The organism is Sphingomonas sp. ATCC 31555 (assembly GCF_000282895.1).
Taxonomy (GTDB): Bacteria; Pseudomonadota; Alphaproteobacteria; order Sphingomonadales; family Sphingomonadaceae; genus Sphingomonas.
Genome location: NZ_ALBQ01000014.1, coordinates 122,810 through 140,068 on the forward strand (window position 1 = coordinate 122,810; position 17,259 = coordinate 140,068).

Genomic DNA, 17,259 nt, shown 5'->3' on the forward strand with positions numbered 1-17,259 from the left:
AAGCTCCTTCGGTCGATCGGGGACTGGACAAGGATGCGCAAACAAAGTCTAGCAGCCGCATGCAATTCGATGTGATCGTCATCGGCGGTGGCCATGCCGGTACGGAAGCAGCAGCGGCGGCGGCACGCCGCGGTGCCCGCACCGCCCTGCTCAGCTTCGACCTTACCAAGCTCGGCGCCATGTCGTGCAATCCTGCGATCGGGGGCTTGGGGAAGGGGCACCTCGTGCGTGAGATCGACGCGCTGGATGGCCTGATGGCGCGCGCGGCTGACGCAGCCGGCATCCATTATCGGATGCTCAACCGATCGAAGGGCACGGCAGTGCAAGGGCCGCGCGTGCAGGCGGATCGCATTCGCTATGCAGCGGCGGTTCAGCAGATGCTGCTCAGCCAGCCTGGGCTGTCGCTGATCGCGGGAGAGGCCGAAGCGCTGCTGCTCGAGGGTGATCGCGTAACGGGCGTGCAGCTGCGGGACGGCAGCTCGCTTTCCGCTGCAGCCGTTGTGCTGGCAACCGGGACGTTCCTGGGCGGCAGGCTGTACCGCGGCGAGGAGCGGATGGAGGGCGGTCGCGTAGACGAAGCGGCTGCCCTGCGGCTGGCAGCGCAGTTGCGGGAGCTCGCCCTACCAATGGGCAGGCTGAAAACCGGCACGCCACCTCGGCTCGATGGTCGGACAATCGACTGGACTCGCACCGAGGAGCAGCCGTCCGACGCGGAGCCTTGGACAATGTCCCCGGTCACCGTATCGCGCCCGTTGCCGCAGCTGCACTGTGCAGTGACGCGAACAACCCACCGTACGCACGACGCGATCCGCGGCGGACTATCTCGTTCGCCTCTGTTCACCGGCGCAATCGAAGCGCAAGGGCCACGCTATTGCCCCTCGATCGAAGACAAGGTCCACCGATTCGGCGACCGCGACGGACACCAGATCTTTCTGGAGCCGGAAGCGCTCGACCACCACTGGATCTATCCCAACGGCCTTTCGACCTCGCTTCCGGTCGACGTGCAGCAGGCGATGATCGCGTCGATTCCGGGGCTCGAGGCGGCAGTGATCACCGTTCCTGGTTATGCGGTGGAATATGACTATATCGACCCGCGCGCACTCGACTCTACGCTGAGCCTGCCGCAAATCTCCGGCATCTTTTTCGCTGGCCAGATCAACGGCACGACCGGATATGAAGAGGCGGGCGGACAGGGCCTGATCGCCGGCGCCAATGCGGCCGCGCATGCGCTCGGGCTGGCACCGTTAGTGCTGGATCGCGCAACTTCCTATCTTGGGGTAATGATAGACGATCTCGTGCTGCAGGGCGTCACCGAACCTTATCGAATGCTTACTGCGCGGGCCGAGTTCCGCCTGCGGCTTCGAGCAGACAACGCAGAAACGCGATTGGGCCCGATCGGAGCGACATTGGGATTGCTGGGGCCTGCGCGCCGTGGACGGCTGGAGGCGCGCAGCGCGGGGAGGGCAATGCTTGATTCGCTCTTTGCTGTCGAGCGGACAGCGCATGCGCTGGCTGCACGGGGCGCGCCGGTGGCACAGGATGGTGCGCGGCGTCCTGCGCGCGATTGGCTGCGCTTTCCAAGCGTTACGCTTGATCATGTGCTGGACGATGTACCAGACGTGGATCCTGCGCTGCTCGCCGAATATGTCGAAGATGCCCGCTACGCGCCATATCTGGAGCGCCAGGATGCCGAGGTGGCGCAATTGCGGGCGAATGACGCGGTCCGGTTGCGCGCCGACATGAACTATGCGGCGATACCTGGACTGTCGAACGAGATGGTCGAGCGCCTCAGCGCCGCGGCACCCGAGACGCTGGGCGCCGCCGCGCGCATCCGCGGGATAACGCCGGCGGCGCTATCTGCGATCCTTCTCCACGCGCGGAAGGCAGCTGCATGACCGAGGATGAGGCACGTGCCTGGGTCCGCGAGCGGTTTGGTGTTTCACGTGAAACACTATTGGCACGATTCGGCGATATTCTCGTAGAGGGAGCAGAGCACCAGAACCTGATCGCACGCTCTACCTTACCGGCGCTTTGGGGGCGCCACCTGGCGGATTCGGCGCAGCTTGTGCTGCTTGCGACCGGAGCGCGCGAGGGCGTGTGGCTAGATGTAGGTAGCGGGGCAGGCCTCCCTGGTATCGTCGTGGCGATCCTTACCGAGCGTCCAATGGTGTTGGTGGAGCCGCGCGCCAAACGGGTGGCCTTTCTTCGCGAGTGCGCCGAGACTTTGGGATTGGGCGATCGCGTGCGCGTCGTGCAGAGCAAGGTCGAAGCGTTCCGCCCCGATTCACCTGTAGCCGTCGTATCGGCGCGCGCGGTCGCGGAATTGTCAGTGCTGTTGTTATCCACAGTGTCGTGCACAGATTCGTCCACGATATGGGTGCTGCCAAAAGGACGAAGCGCGCATTCGGAGGTGGATGCCGCGCGTGCGAAATGGCAAGGTCGGTTCCACGTGGAACCCAGCATCACGCAGCCGGACTCGGGCATCGTGGTCGCAACACAGATAGGCGCCAGATGATCACCATCACGATCGCCAATCAAAAGGGCGGGGTGGGTAAGACCACCACGGCCATCAATGTCGGTACCGCCCTTGCCGCCACCGGCAAGCGCGTGCTGCTGATCGACCTCGACCCGCAGGGCAACGCATCGACCGGGTTGGGCATCGCCCGATCGCACCGAGAGCATTCGAGCTACGATCTGCTGGTCTCCGACGCGCAGCTAGAAGATGTGGCGGTTCCTACGGACGTTCCCGGCCTGGACGTCGTCCCCGCGACACAGGATCTGTCGGGTGCTGAGATCGAGCTGATCGAGTTCGATGCGCGCACGCATCGGCTCGATGCTGCCATTCGCCGGCATCAGGCGATGCGCTGGGACGTGATCCTGATCGATTGCCCGCCGTCCCTGGGCTTGCTGACCGTCAACGCCATGGTCGCATGTCATGCGCTGCTGGTGCCGCTCCAGTGCGAGTTCTTTGCGCTCGAAGGGCTCAGCCAGCTGCTCAACACCGTCGAGCGGATCCGCAGCCGCTTCAATCCAGGCCTGTCGATCCTCGGCGTGGCGCTGACCATGTATGATCGCCGCAATCGTCTGACGGATCAGGTTTCGGAAGACGTTCGGGCCGTGCTCGGCCGCGTCGTGTTCGACACTGTCATCCCCCGCAATGTCCGGCTTTCCGAAGCGCCCAGCCACGGCGTACCGGCGCTGATCTACGATCATCGATGCGCCGGCTCGGAAGCCTATATCGCGCTCGCGCGTGAAGTGATCGATCGTCTCCCCAACAGCAAGAAAGCTTCATGACCGATTCCCCCGCCGCCGCCCGCAAGCCCCGCCCCGGTCTCGGCCGAGGTCTGTCCGCGCTGCTCGGCGAAAGCGTTCCCGAAGAGCCGATCAAGGGTAACCCGACCAGTGCATCGGGGGTGCGGATGTTGCCGATCAGCGCGCTGATCGCCGATCCCAACCAGCCGCGCCGGCATTTCGACGAAGAGGCACTGGAGACCCTCGCCGATTCGATCCGCACGCGCGGCATGATTCAGCCGATCTTCGTGCGCCCGCATGGCCAGAATTTCCAGATCGTCGCCGGCGAGCGCCGCTGGCGGGCGGCGCAGCGGGCGCGGCTGCACGAAGTGCCGGTGATCGTTCGCGAGTTGACCGACGCCGAAACGCTTGAAATCGCGCTGATCGAGAACATCCAGCGGCAGGATCTGAACGCGATCGAAGAAGCGGAGGGCTATGCGCGGTTGATTCGCGAGTTCGGCCATACCCAGGAGGCGCTGGGCAAGATCGTCCATAAGTCTCGCAGCCATATCGCCAATCTGCTGCGCCTGCTCGATCTGCCGCCCAGCGTTCGTGAAATGGTGGTGGATCGTTCGCTGGAGATGGGTCACGCCCGTGCTCTTGTGGGCGCGCCCGATACGGAGAAGCTGGCCAAAGAAGTCGTGGCGAAAGGTCTTTCGGTTCGCGACGCGGAAAAGCTGGCGCGAAACGCGAAGCCCCTTCCCAAGCGGAAGGCGGGTACGGCGGCCCCGGAACGCGATCCCGACATCGCGGCACTCGAGCGACATCTCGGCGACGTCCTGGGTCTTAACGTGCGCATCGCGCATGGCGAAAAGGGTGGGGCGCTGACGGTGTCCTACTCAACGCTCGATCAGCTCGACATGGTCTGTCAGCGGCTTTCCGGCGAGCGCATCTAGCAGCGCCTTCCGATGTCCGAAATGTCAGGTGGGGCGGGCAGGGGGCCTATGGCACCTTTACGCCATGCTGCTCCAGACCTCCGGCGACCGCGCTTCGGTGCTCTCGTTCGACTTTCCGCTATCGCGCAGCGCAGCGCTCGCGCGGCTTGAAGCGTTCCTGCCCATGGCGGGGCGCAGCTATGCCGAACGTCGCAACGAGGTCGCAGCCTCTGGTCAGCATGGCGCGGTTTCGCGGCTCTCCGCAGCGCTGCGCCGGCGCCTCATCGGGGAAGACGAAGTTGCGGCGGCAGTGATTGCCGCGCACGGACGGGAAGGTGCCGCAGCCTTTCTTCGCGAGCTCACCTGGCGCACCTATTGGAAGGGATGGCTCGAACAGCATCCCTTTGTTTGGGAGTCTTGGAAGGCGACTGTCCAGTCCTTCCACGATGGCGGACTTCCCGCAGGATACCGCGATGCCGTTGCGGGTACGACCGGCATCGACGCGTTCGATGCTTGGGTCGCCGAGCTGCGCGCGACCGGCTATCTTCACAACTGGGCGCGCATGCAAGTCGCGTCGATCTGGATCTTCACGCTGGGGCTCCCCTGGGAGCTGGGTGCCGACTTCCTCTACCGGCAGTTGATCGACGCGGATCCAGCCTCGAATACACTGTCCTGGCGGTGGGTTGCCGGGTTGCACACGCAAGACAAAGCCTATCTGGCCAATGCCGAACATATTCGCCGACAAACCGGTGGAAGGTTCAATCCCAGAGGGCTCGCGCAAGAGGCGCGTGTTCCACGTGAAACACCCATGCCGCCAGCGCAGCTGCCGCGAACCATTACTGCGCCGAATATCGAAAAACCGACGCTGCTGCTGTTGACGGCCGAGGATCTGTCGCTGGACGTGCAGCCGGCGACGCAGCCACTGGCGGTGCGCCGGATCGTAGCGTGCCGGTCCTTGTGCAACGGACCCGCCGACATCGCAGCTACCGCCGACGGTCTTCAACGCGCCCAGGAGCGGTGGGGGGCACCCTCCGCCTGGGTAGCCTCGCTACAGGACGTGGTGGCCCAGGCCGCGGCAGAAGCGCTCCCGCAGATCGTCACCGGCTACGCGCCGGTCGGTCCGATTGCCGATGCGCTGGCGGACGCAAGACGAGAGGGTCTCGCAGTGGCAGAGCATCTGCGCGATTGGGATGCCCAGGCTTGGCCGCATTGCAAGCGCGGCTACTTCCACTTTGCCAAACAGGCGTCGACACTGCTCGCAAGCGAGTGACCAGCGCGTAGCACCGGCATCCTGCTTACCGGTGCAGCGCGGCGTTCCCCCAGGCGATCGGATCGGCAAAGCGCGGGTTGCCCGGCGTACGCGCCACCAATTCCACCAGCTTGGCGCCGCGGATATCGGCCTTGAGCATCACCGGTGCCTGGCCGAATCGCAGGGCGGGACTCTGTGCCCGAAGCTTGCCGTCGGCATAGACGTAGAAGGTAACGGCTTGGCCTCGATCGCGTGCGCTATCGTCCACGCCAACTTCCGCGCTGAATCGTGCGAAGCCTTCGCTTCGCACTTCGATGCGGGAATTCGCGAGCGCGCCGACGCCGGTTTCGAAGCTGCGGCCGCCTACGCCGAGCGTCTCGCCATAGACTGCGCGATCGGGCTGGGTGCCGCCCCAGCCGCCATAGCGGGGAGGTTCGCCATTGCCCTTGCTGCCGCGCCAAGGCAGCAGCGAGCGCCGCACGAGCGGCTCCGCCTGCGGCACGATCACGCCGTCCACCGCGGGGTTCACCCGGCCCGGCATCTCCGACAGATACAAGCCGTCGGCAAGCATGCGGGCGCCGCGTGCGGTGAAGACGCGGGCTTCGTGCGCAGCGAGGCGAAACGGCTTCTCGCCAGTGAAGCGAAGCGACTCGCCGCTCCACAGGTCGGTGAGTGCTATTTCAGCGTCGCCGCGCAACTTCAGATGTTGCGCCGTGAGCGTGGCGTCGAGCGGCAAATCCGTGCGATTGAAGATCGCAACGGCCTTGTCGCCATTGGCCAGTGTCTTGACGAAGATGTCGATATCATCGGAGTCGACTGCCAGGATCGCTTGGTTGCCGGCTGGATCCTGATTGAGCGCTATGATCCGGGCATTGCCCAGAATGTCGAGCAGTGCAGGGCTCGCCTTGCGCAGATCATAGCCGATCATCAGCGGCGCGTTCAGCATCGCCCATAGGCTGAAGTGCGCCCGCGCCTCCACCGGATGATCGGCGTCGAACGGTCCGGTGCCGACGAACAGCATATCGGGATCGTTCCAACTGCCGGGATGGGCATAGAAGGGGCGACGGGCCGCGCTGTCGAGATTGTGTAGCATCCGTCCCCAGCTGGGTGAGATATCCTCGCTGGTGCGCGACATGTTGCCCACTTGCTTGGCCCAGCTTCGCACGTCGGCAGCGCCCCAGATGCAGAGCGAGAAGACGAAGTCCTGATCCGGATTCCATCGATCGAGTGCCGCACCCACTTCCTCATACAGCCGGCGCACCGCGGCGACGTTCGTCCTCCCCAGCGAGTCGACATCCACCAGCGGTTCGAACGCGCGATACTGCCCGGCCTTCACGCGCGAGTCGCTCGCGGGGAGCCCGCGAATGCCGCATCCGTCCACCTTGATGAGATCGAAGCCCCAGTCCGCGAAATAGAGCCGTATGTCCTGGTCGACATGGCCGAACAGCCCCACTTCGCGCTCCAGCACCGTGCCTTCCGGCTGGCCGGGAAAGGTGGACGTGAAGACCTGGCCGCAGCTGTTCCGGCCGATATCGGAATAGATGCCGGCTTTCAGTCCCATGGCATGAAGCCGATCGGTGAGCGGACGGAAGCTGGTGGTGCCATCCGCCATCGCCGCTGAAGGGAAGGCCTTGGTGCGGATCACCATACGGCCATCGGGTTGGTTGCGGCGCAGCCACCAGCCGTCATCGATGTCGATATAGCGGTAGCCCTTGGCCGCCAGCCCGCTGTCCACGATCACTTTAGCCGACGCGAGCAGCTTCTCCTCGTCGATGTCGCTGGTGAATGCGTTCCAGCTGTTCCAGCCCATTGGCGGCAACGGCGCGGCGCCGCGATGCTGCGCAGTCCAGCGCCCTTTCGCCGCAAGTGGGTCGACCGTCTGAGCGGAGGTGGCGGCCGGAAGCGCCAATGCGGCGGCGACGGCGAGAAGTGAGAGGGTGCGGATCATCGTGCTTCACCGAAAGCAAGGTTGGTGCTGAAGAAGGGCAGCACATGGTTCTGGAATCGGTCCGCCACGGCGCTGGTATGGTCGCCAGGGTAGACGGTAAACTGGTTGGCTATTCCGTAGCGGTCCAGTGCCTCGTGCAGCTTCTGTGCATCGAACCGCAGCCCGTCCTTGTCGCCTACGTCGATGGCAATGGCGCGATAGCGGCGCAGGTTACCGACATATTGGTCGATAAAGGCCAGCGGCGCGTTTGCTGCCCATTTCGCCAGAACCTCGGCCCGCTGCTTCTCGTCTTTCCCAGGCAGATCGAGGTACAGCGGCGGCGCCTTCGGATTGGGCGACCAGGCAGCGGCAGCGGCCAGCGTCGCACGCAGGCCCCAGGGCAGCGCGGTGGCGGCTTCGCGCGACTTCACCGCGTTCAGCTGCGCCAGCGCGGCTTCGTCGAGCATGCCCGCGTCGCGAGCAGAGAGGCAGCAAGGGCTCATCATGTAGACGGCGCCGAATACATCGGCGTGCTTCATGCCGATTCGCGTCGCGCCATATCCGCCCATCGAATGGCCAACCAGGCCGCGGCTCTCCCGCTTGGCCAGCGTGCGATAATGCCCGTCGATATAGGCGACGAGATCGCGCGCAACGAATCGCTCGAAGTCTCCCGTGGTGGGCGAGCTCGAATACATCGATCCGTTGTGCAGCGTCCTGCTGTCGGGCAGCACCAGGATGACCGGCTTCGCGCCCAGTGCGAAGGCGCCTTCCACCACTTGCGGCACATGGATTTCTTGAATCCACTGCTCGACGCCGATCGAATAGCCGTGCAGCGCGTAGACGACCGGGTAGCGCTTGCGAGGATTGGCGGCGTAGCCGGGGGGAAGCACGACGATGACGTCGCGATCGGCGCTTTCGCCTTCCAGATTGCCTTCGATGGATGGCGCATGCACCTTGATCCGCTCGATTGCTACCGGGCGAGCACCGGAGACCACGGCCGGAACCGCTGTCTGCACCTGTGCGGATGCTGGTGGCGAGGCCAGCGCAACGCCGGTCAACAGAAGTGCCGCGGCCATATTCTTCAGCGTGCCCATTCTCGCTATCCTCTCTGTCGTGGTTGTCGTTCTTTTGTCCGTGCAAGGATTGGCAGCATGCCAGGCCGGGGATGCGCCAATTACGCCCCTGATGCAGCCAAGTTATAGAGATGTCGATCAAGTTTACGGTAGCGTTAACATCAAAGACGGCGTACAACAGGTAGGAGTAAATAAAAAGAGGGGAGAGGTTCATGGCGCCGTTTCGCACCGCCACGCCTGCGCTCGTGCTCGCGTTCACTATATCGGCTGCGCAAGGCCAGTCGCTTCAGGCGACGATCGATGCGGGGCGCCGATCGGCGCCCGTTACCAAATATGAATATGGCATGTTCATCGAGCCGATCGGCGGGCTGGTGGCGCGCACCCTATGGGCGGAAATGCTCGACGATCGGAAATTCTACTATCCTGTCGTGCCAGCCGCGCGGGACGTGCCGCCGCCGCCCAATGCAGAAGGTCGGCCGGGCGTAGCATATCGTAAGTGGCGGCCGGTCGGCGGCGACGATGCCGTCATCATGGACTCGCGCGATCCCTATGTCGGCACGCAGAGCCCCAGCGTTGCGGTGGATGCGGCCAATGCCCGCGGTTTGGCCCAGGCCGGGATCGGGGTGGTCGGCGGCAGGCGCTATCTCGGGTCGCTGTGGCTGAGCGGCGATGCCGGGGCGAAGGTGCAGGTGCGGCTCTCCTCGGGGCAGGGGAGCGATGCGGGCGAGACGGTGGTGCTGCCCGCGCCGGGCAGCGGCTGGCAGAAAGTAACCTTCGCCTTCACGCCCAAGACCGATTCCGACGATGCGCGGTTCGAAATCACGGGTACCGGCAACGGCCGTTTCCGCGTCGCCGCCGTATCGCTGATGCCGGCGGACAATGTCGAGGGTTGGCGTGCGGACACGATTGCGATTGCACGGTCGCTCAATTCGGGCTTCTGGCGGCTGCCCGGTGGCAATTTCCTGTCCGACTGGGACTGGCATGAAGCGATCGGCCCGCGCGACAAGCGCCCGCCGATGTTCGACCATGCCTGGAGCGCGATGCAGCCGAACGATCTGGGCATGGACGAATGGATGACATTGGCCCGCCTGATCGACGTCGAGCCCTATGTCACGGTCAATGCCGGGCTGGGGGACGCCAATTCTGCGGCCGAGGAGGTCGAATATCTCAACGGCCCGGCGACGAGCGAATGGGGCGCCAAGCGCGCCGCCAACGGCCATCCCGAACCGTATCGCGTGCGCTTCTGGAACATCGGCAACGAACCTTATGGGTGGTGGCAGATCGGCCGTACGACGCTCGATTACTTCATGATCAAGCACAATGATTTCGCCCGTGCGATGCGGGCCAAGGACCCGTCGATTGTGCTGATCGGATCGGGCGCGATGCCGGATCAGATGCATCCAAAGGGAACACAGGAAAATCCGACGCTCGCCAGCATCCAGCACAAGTTCGGCACGGAAGAGGATTGGACCGGCGGCCTCTTCGCCAAGGCTTGGGGCAATTTCGACGGCGTCAGCGAACATTGGTACGATCGTGCCGAGCAGCGCCCGAACGCACCCGCCGATGCCGAGCTGATCGAATATGTCCGCTCGCCGTCGAATCAGGTGCGGATGAAGGCCGAGGAGTGGAAGATCTACGAACAGCGGTTCCCCGCGATCCGGGAGAAGAAGATCTTCCTGTCGATGGACGAATATGCCTATTTCGGGCCGCCGACGCTGAAGAACGCGCTCGCCTATGCGATGGTGCTGCAGGAAATGCTGCGCCACACTGATTTCCTGACGATGGGCGCCTTCACTACCGGGGCCTCGACGATGGATATCACGCCGACCGCCTCGGTGCTGAACACCACAGGGCTTGTGTTCAAGCTGTATGGCGAGCATTTCGGCGCGGGGACGATTCCCGTCGCGCTTGATGGCAACGTGCCACAGCCCGATCCCAAACATGTCGTCGGCTACAGCCATCCCCAGGTTAAGGCGGGCAGCGCGACCTGGCCGCTCGACATGATTGCCGGGCTCAGTGCCGATGGCCGGACGCTCAAGATCGCAATCGTCAACGCGACCTATCAGCCGCAAAGCGTTGCGGTGGCGCTGAAAAGCGTGAAGACGCGCGGCGCCGGGCGGCAATGGCTGTTGACCGGCGCCTCGCTCGACGCGGCGAACAAGGTGGGTGCCGCACCGGGCGTCACCATCCGGGAGATGCCGGCACCGCCGCTCGGCACGCGCCTTACGGTGCCGGCCACGGCGACCGTCGTCTACGAGTTCCCGGTCCAGCCGTGATGCGGCTGCGTGGCGGCGCTCTCAGCCGCCACGCAGCGCCTGCATGACGAACGCACGGATCCGCCCCAGATTTTCGCGCGAGCTCGCGAGGATGCCGTGGCGTTCGGGTGGTAGGTGGGCGAGCGGGTGTCCGTCCAGGCGAAAGGCATAATGATCGAAATAGGCGCGCCAGGCGGCGCGTTCCGCGGCGGGGCGCTCGGCCAGCGTGGTCATCGCCAGCAGCATGGCGGTGTAGGGCGAGTCCGGGCCGGTCGCGAACCCGTCCCACCAATAGTTGAGCAGCAGATTGAACGGGGCGGTTCCCTCCACCGCATGCCACCATAATTTGGGCAGGTAGAGCGCATCGCCCGGCTCCAGCTCCACCGTCTGCGCCCGCGCCCGCGCCGCGGCGAAGCGCGGGTATCGCGGGTCGTTGTCGGGGGCCATCGCGGCAAGGCTCACCGGCTGGCCCGCCATCGTGTGGTCGATCGGCCCGACATACAGGTCCGCGATCGCGTCCGGCGGGTAGAGGGTGAATCGCCGCCTACCGGCCATCACGCAGGCCAGATTGTCAAATCGATCATAGTGGCATGCCACGAACGACGCATTGCCCACCCAAACCCCCGGCCTGACTCCCAAGGGCGCCAAGGGCAGCGGGTTCGCTTCGGCCAGGCCGGGCAGGTGCACCTCGGCAGGGAGCGAGCCCAGATACAGGGACTCTCCACCCGGCCCCGTCGCGGCAGCTCGGATCCGAGCCAGTGCAGCAGGCAGCGCCAGCGTCTCGCGGGCGAAGTTGAAGCCGTCCGCTCGATCGCCATAGCCGTAGCGACCGCCGATATCGGGCGGACCGACAAAGGCCTGTGCCGATGCGCCTGAATCGAAAGTGAGCAGATAGGGGATGAGCGTGTCGATCGAGCGAGCGGCTTCGTGCAGCGGCAGGTGGGCGCCCAGCCCGCGGAGCACCACCGGCTCGCACGCCAGCCGATGCGTATCGAATGCCGCCCGATCGGCGCCGTGAAGCGTGGCAATCATCGCGGCACTATGCGGCCAACTGCCGGTTGCGACGTGCGGCGAGAACCGGAATCTGCCGCAGCGAGCCCGCCATCGCATAGATGAGTGCTAGCTGGCCCGATCGGAACAAGCCCAGCGCCGTTGCATCGTCCAGCGCGTGCACGCCATCCAGGCTCACCGTGTACAACCCAGCCAGTTGCAGCGTGCGACCATCGTCGAACCGCAGCGACAGATCGATCGGTTCGACCAGCCCATGAGCAAGCAGCGCGTCAATGAAGAGGGTGCTGGCATCGGCACCGCGATGGAGTTGCGCCAGCACCTGTTGGATGCGGCGCAATGCGGGAGCGGGGGTGCCGTCGTCTCCAAAGAGCGGTTCCCCTTCTTCGGTACTGAACCGCGCCGCCCGAGCATCGATGGCAATCGATTCCCCGGCGATCAGAAAGCCGTCGCGTTCCAGCACCAGCGGCCAAAAGCCGGCATCGGGGCGCAGCTCGACCAGAGTCTCGCCCGGCTCGAATCCCAGGATCGCGCCGGTATAGAAGCGGCCGGTCTCAGCGTCCTTGGTCAATAGCACGGGGCAGCACGCCGCGGCGGCGGCGAATTCCTCGGGAACGATCGGGACGAAGTGCGGCAGCGGCTTCGCGCTGGGTCTCAGCCGCAGCCCGCGATGTTCGGCCGAATCGAGCAAAATCATATCCTCTGCCATCGCAGCCATCCTCTCGCGACTTCTTGCCGGGCCGGGACGGCACCGCTTGGCACCTTGCATATCCCTTCGCATGCACGCCGCCAATGCCCCGACTAAAGGGGACGACTACGCCGACAAATTTGATGTTGATAGCGCTAACGTAAGACGATACAGTCTCTATAGATTCGCAGAAGAACAATGAATCGGAGAGGATTGCTTGCCGCCTTTTTGCGGATGCGAAGGCGTATATCTTTTCTCCGACAGCATGAAGCGTGGCCAACGGCGCTGCGCCTGCGAATTGTGGCGTGCAACGACGCGTCAAGTTTCGAACCCAGAACTGTTGGAGGGGGTATGAACTTTCGGAACAACAACAATCATTTCGTTCCACGTCGGCGCGCACGTGCTTTGCGCTGGAGCCTGACGGGTGCGTCTAGTGCACTGGTGCTGGGTATTCTTGCGCCAGCCCACGCCCAAGAGGCGCAGGTCTCCACCACGCCAACCCAGGATGAAGAGATCATCGTCACCGGCATCCGGGGATCGCTGCAGCGCAACCTGGATGCCAAGCGCAACGCGCCGGGCGTGATCGAACAGATTTCCTCCGAGGATATCGGCAAATTTCCCGATTCCAACGTCGCGGCGTCGCTGCAACGCCTGCCGGGCATCTCGATCCAGCGCGACGGGCCCCGCGGCGAACCCAATGGCGTGACGATCCGCGGCTTTGGCGGAGACTTCAACGAAACGCTGGTCGACGGACGCCGCCTTTCCACCGCTACGGGCGGCCGCTCAATCGATTTCTCAACGGTCGGCTCGGACTTTGTCGGCGCGCTGACGGTCCTCAAGACGCCCGACGTGTCGCTCTCGTCGAGTTCGATCGGTGCGACGATCAACGTCGCCTATCCTAAGCCGTTCGATCGTTCGGGATTCCACTTTGCCGCCACCGCATCCGGATCGATCCAGGACGATGCCGGCAAGATCGTGCCCACCGGCGGCATCCTGCTCAGCAAGACCTTCGCCGAAGATACGTTCGGTGTGCTCGTCAACGCGATCTACACTCGCCACGATACCCAGACGAACAATGTCTTCGTCCGCGGCTGGCCGGGCGGCCGCTATGCGCCATGCCAGCTCGCCGGCACCACCGCGACGACCTGCAACCCGACCAGCGACGTCAACTCGGCCGCCTATGCGGTCGCAACCAATCGCCAGACGGTCGTTGGCTGGTTCGAACAGCAATATGGCGCGCAGCAGCTCTACACGCGCGACGAACGCGTCGATGGCCGCATCGCCCTGCAATGGCGCCCGTCGGACAATGTGCTGCTCACGCTCGACAACAACTATTCCGACCAGCGCATCAACACCGAAAGCTTCGGCTTCGGCATCTGGTTCAACCAGGGCAGCCTGCGCAACGTGAAGCTCGACGAGAACGGCACGACGGTCGATTTCACCCAGGCGGGATCGCAAACCGACTTCATCGCCGCGACCGACAGCAATCTGCGCCGCACCAATCAGACGGGCTTCAACGTCAAGTGGGACGTGTCCGATCGGCTGCAGGTGGAAGGCGATGCCAGCCTGTCGAACAGCTGGCTCAATCCGGACGATCGGATCAGCTCGCGCGGCGCCGATGTCGGCTATGGCTTCGGCATCGGGCCGTCGCTTGGCATTACGATCAGCGGCGACAGCAAGGACGTGATCCCCGAACTGAAGAACTATGGCGCGGGCGGCAGCACCAGCCGCTGGGCCGATCTGTCCGCAATCGGCAGCCACGTGACCGTCAACATCGCCAACAAGAATCGGGATACGATCAAGCAGGGCCGACTGGGGCTGAAGTGGGAGCAGGACGATCTGACCCTGCGCGTCGGCGGTTCGTATCTGGACGACAAGTTCGTCTTCCGCAGCGCCAACACCTTCGCCAACAATTTCTGGCAGGCCTATTCGGGCTATGGCCCGGCGTCGGGCACCAGCGGTGGCGTGGCGATCCCGGCGAGCCTGTTCAAGGGCACGGTAAGCACCGGCAACTTCCTGCCCGGCTATAGCGGCGCGCTGCCGCCGGTTCTGCTCAACTTCAACGCCATCGACTATCAGAACTTCCTGACCGGCTTGGGCAATCCGCAATCGAGGACGATCCCGGGCTATAATACCGGTTGCTGCGGCGGTACCTTCAACGGCCAGTTTGCGGTGGCGGACGATGTCGGCAGCACGCGCGACATCGGCGAGAAGACCTGGGCGCTCTATGTCTCGGCCAATTTCAAGGCCGATCTGTCGGGCATGCCCTTCTTCTTCAACGCCGGTCTTCGCCAGGAAGTGACGCATGTCAGTTCCACTGGCATCGGGCGGTTGCCGGTATCGATCACGCCCAGCACCACCGATCCGACGCTGTTGACGGTGGCGTTCGGCCAGCAACAGGCGATTACGACCAAGTCGGACTATGCCTATCTGCTGCCGTCGGTGGACATGCGGCTGGAAGTGACCGACGCTCTGCACCTGCGCTTTGACGCTTCGCGGACGCTCACCCGTCCGACGCTCAATCTGCTCACACCGGCCCTGAACATCGGCGTCGGCCAGCGGATCGGCGCGCTGACCGCCGATGGCGGCAACCCCGCGCTGCAACCCTATCTTGCCGACAATTTCGATGCGGCGGTGGAGTGGTATTATGCGCGGAATTCCTATGCGGCGGTGAACTTCTTCCTGAAGAACGTCAGCAACTTCATCGTCCAGGGCACCCAGCGGCAGACGATCAACGGCGTCGTCGATCCGTCGACCGGGCTGCCGGCGCAGTTCACCGTGTCGCAGCGGATCAACGGCCCCAAAGCCACCGTTCGCGGCGTCGAACTGGCGCTGCAGAACACGTTCGGCGACAGCGGCTTCGGCTTCATCGCCAACGCGACCTTCGTCGGCACCAACAAACCCTATGACCCGACCGATATCAGCCAGAGCGGCTTCGCGGTGACCGGCCTCGCCAACTCGGCCAACTTTGTCGGCTTCTACGACAAGAACGGCATCGAATTCCGCGCCGCCGCCAACTGGCGCGACAAATATCTGCTCCAGTTCGGGCAGCTCCAGAACACCAGCGCGTTCGGTGCCGAACCCACCTTCGTCAATTCGAGCCTGCAGATCGATCTGAGCGCGAGCTATCGGATCAACGATGCGATCAACCTGTTCGGCGAAATCCTGAACATCACCGACGAAGTGCAGAGCACGCATGGCCGGTTCTCCAACCAGCTGCTCGATGTCTACGCTTATGGTCGCCGGTTCACCGCAGGCGTGCGCTATCGCTTCTAAGTTCTCTTCCCACGACTGGGGATGCCGGTATCGTCCGGCATCCCTTCTTTTTGCACGGGTCGAAACGGGTGAAACGGGTTCGTAACATCGTCATCGTCGGGGGCGGCACCGCCGGTTGGCTTGCTGCGGGAGTCATTGCCGCCCGGCACCAGAGCCGGATGCCCGGCGGTTTCACCGTAACCCTGGTCGAATCGCCCAATACGCCGATCATCGGGGTGGGCGAGGGGACCTGGCCCACGCTTCGGACGACGCTCGCCAAGATCGGCGTCTCCGAAACCGACTTCTTCCGCGAGTGCGATGCCGCCTTCAAGCAGGGCGCGCTGTTCGCCCGCTGGACCACCGGCGCCGAGGACGACGCCTATTACCACCCGCTCATGCTGCCCCAGGGCTTCCACCAGCTGAGCCTGGTGCCGCACTGGATCGCCAACGCACAGGGTCGCAGCTTCTGCGACACGGTCACGCCGCAGGGCCGGATCTGCGACGCGGGGCTTGCCCCCAAGACGATCGCGACGCCCGAATATGACGGGCAGGCCAACTATGCCTACCACCTGGATGCCGGCAAGTTCGCGCCGTTCCTGACCCGCCACTGCACCACCAAGCTGGGCGTGCGCCACGTGCTCGCCGATGTCCGCTCGGTCGAGCAGGCCGAGAATGGCGATATCGTCGCGATCGACACCGAGCAGGCGGGGCGGATCGAAGGCGATCTGTTCGTCGACTGCACCGGCTTCCGCTCGCTGCTGCTCGGCCAGACGATGGGGGTGCCGTTCAAGGATTGCGGAGACGTACTGTTCTGCGACGCCGCGCTGGCCGCGCAGGTACCGTATCCGGAAGAGAACGCCCCGATCGCTACCCACACGCTGTCGACCGCGCAGGATTCCGGCTGGATTTGGGACATCGGCCTGCCGACCCGACGCGGCACCGGCTATGTCTATTCTACCCGCCACACCAGCGACGACCAGGCCGAGGCGACGCTGCGCGCCTATCTGGGGCCGGCCGGCGCCGACGCGAGCGTCCGCCGCATCCCGATCCGCTCGGGGCATCGCGAGATCTTCTGGAAGAACAATGTCGTCGCAGTCGGCCTTGCCGCCGGCTTTCTCGAGCCGCTGGAGGCCTCCGCGATCGTGCTGATCGAGCTCTCGGCCAAGCTGATCGCCGAACAGATGCCAGCGGTGCGCGAAGTGATGGACGTGGTGGCGAAGCGCTTCAACGCCACCACGCTCTATCGCTGGGGCCGGATCATCGACTTCCTCAAGCTGCACTATGTGCTCACGCAGCGCACCGATTCGGCCTTCTGGCGCGACAATCTGCTGCCCGAGACGATCCCGGAGCGGCTGCAGGAGCTGCTCACGCTGTGGCGCTACCAGCCGCCCTGGTTCCATGACGAGTTCGATCGGGTGGAGGAGGTGTTTCCGCCTGCCAGCTACCAATATGTCCTCTACGGCATGGGCTTCCGCAGCGAAGTCGAGCCGGAGTCCCTGTCGAGCGACCAGCGCCTCGCCGAGCGTGCGATGCGCGAGAATGCCGCGCAGACCGAACGGCTCTGCGCCGGCCTGCCGCGGCACCGCGACCTGATCCGCAAGATTCACAAACACGGGCTGCAATCGGTCTGACGACCGC

12 protein-coding genes are annotated in these 17,259 nt (G+C 64.4%); 8 read left to right on the forward strand and 4 right to left on the reverse strand.

What is annotated here, in order from left to right; all coding sequences use genetic code 11:
• The first annotated feature begins 59 nt into the window (after window positions 1-59).
• The 5 genes from mnmG to B215_RS0107970 all read left to right on the forward strand — a co-directional run bounded on the left by mnmG (window position 60) and on the right by B215_RS0107970 (window position 5,436).
• A complete protein-coding gene (gene mnmG / locus B215_RS0107950; RefSeq protein ID WP_019369113.1) occupies window positions 60-1,895 on the forward strand; it encodes a tRNA uridine-5-carboxymethylaminomethyl(34) synthesis enzyme MnmG in 1,836 nt (611 codons plus the stop codon).
• Window positions 1,892-2,515, forward strand: a complete 624-nt coding sequence (rsmG, locus tag B215_RS0107955; RefSeq protein ID WP_019369114.1) for a 16S rRNA (guanine(527)-N(7))-methyltransferase RsmG — start codon at window positions 1,892-1,894, stop codon at window positions 2,513-2,515. The genes mnmG and rsmG overlap by 4 nt, the downstream gene beginning before the upstream one ends.
• Window positions 2,512-3,294: a ParA family protein gene (locus B215_RS0107960; protein ID WP_019369115.1), complete on the forward strand. Its 783-nt coding sequence runs from the start codon at window positions 2,512-2,514 to the stop codon at window positions 3,292-3,294. Before rsmG ends, B215_RS0107960 begins: the two co-directional genes overlap by 4 nt.
• Window positions 3,291-4,187 (forward strand): ParB/RepB/Spo0J family partition protein, encoded by an 897-nt coding sequence (locus B215_RS0107965; protein WP_019369116.1) that lies wholly within the window; start codon window positions 3,291-3,293, stop codon window positions 4,185-4,187. Before B215_RS0107960 ends, B215_RS0107965 begins: the two co-directional genes overlap by 4 nt.
• Window positions 4,188-4,350: 163 nt before the next feature.
• A complete protein-coding gene (locus tag B215_RS0107970) occupies window positions 4,351-5,436 on the forward strand; it encodes an FAD-binding domain-containing protein (protein ID WP_236704428.1) in 1,086 nt (361 codons plus the stop codon).
• Between the two features lie 25 nt (window positions 5,437-5,461).
• Here B215_RS0107970 and B215_RS0107975 read toward each other — a convergent pair whose 3' ends face one another.
• Together B215_RS0107975 and B215_RS0107980 are read right to left on the reverse strand one after the other, a co-directional pair.
• Window positions 5,462-7,363, reverse strand: a complete 1,902-nt coding sequence (locus tag B215_RS0107975; protein ID WP_019369118.1) for an NPCBM/NEW2 domain-containing protein — start codon at window positions 7,361-7,363, stop codon at window positions 5,462-5,464.
• On the reverse strand, window positions 7,360-8,436 hold the full coding sequence (locus tag B215_RS0107980) for an alpha/beta hydrolase (protein ID WP_019369119.1): 1,077 nt from the start codon (window positions 8,434-8,436) through the stop codon (window positions 7,360-7,362). The genes B215_RS0107975 and B215_RS0107980 overlap by 4 nt, the downstream gene beginning before the upstream one ends.
• Before the next feature lie 191 nt (window positions 8,437-8,627).
• Here B215_RS0107980 and B215_RS0107985 point away from each other — a divergent pair, with 191 nt between their 5' ends.
• A complete protein-coding gene (locus tag B215_RS0107985; RefSeq protein WP_019369120.1) occupies window positions 8,628-10,691 on the forward strand; it encodes an alpha-L-arabinofuranosidase C-terminal domain-containing protein in 2,064 nt (687 codons plus the stop codon).
• Window positions 10,692-10,712: 21 nt separating this feature from the next.
• Here the strand turns inward: B215_RS0107985 and B215_RS0107990 are convergent, their stop codons facing one another.
• Window positions 10,713-11,702, reverse strand: coding sequence for a cupin-like domain-containing protein (locus B215_RS0107990; RefSeq protein ID WP_019369121.1), 990 nt, complete (start codon window positions 11,700-11,702; stop codon window positions 10,713-10,715).
• A 7-nt stretch (window positions 11,703-11,709) separates the two neighbouring features.
• Window positions 11,710-12,387 carry a SapC family protein gene (locus B215_RS0107995; RefSeq protein WP_019369122.1) on the reverse strand — a complete coding sequence of 226 codons (678 nt, stop codon included), beginning with the start codon at window positions 12,385-12,387 and terminating at the stop codon, window positions 11,710-11,712.
• A gap of 420 nt (window positions 12,388-12,807) precedes the next feature.
• On the opposite strand from B215_RS0107995, the gene B215_RS0108000 reads away from it, so the two are divergent.
• Entirely contained in the window at window positions 12,808-15,642 is a 2,835-nt protein-coding gene (locus tag B215_RS0108000) for a TonB-dependent receptor (RefSeq protein WP_019369123.1), read from the forward strand.
• 68 nt (window positions 15,643-15,710) lie between these two features.
• Window positions 15,711-17,252: a tryptophan halogenase family protein gene (locus tag B215_RS0108005; RefSeq protein ID WP_026009071.1), complete on the forward strand. Its 1,542-nt coding sequence runs from the start codon at window positions 15,711-15,713 to the stop codon at window positions 17,250-17,252.
• Window positions 17,253-17,259 lie beyond the last annotated feature (7 nt).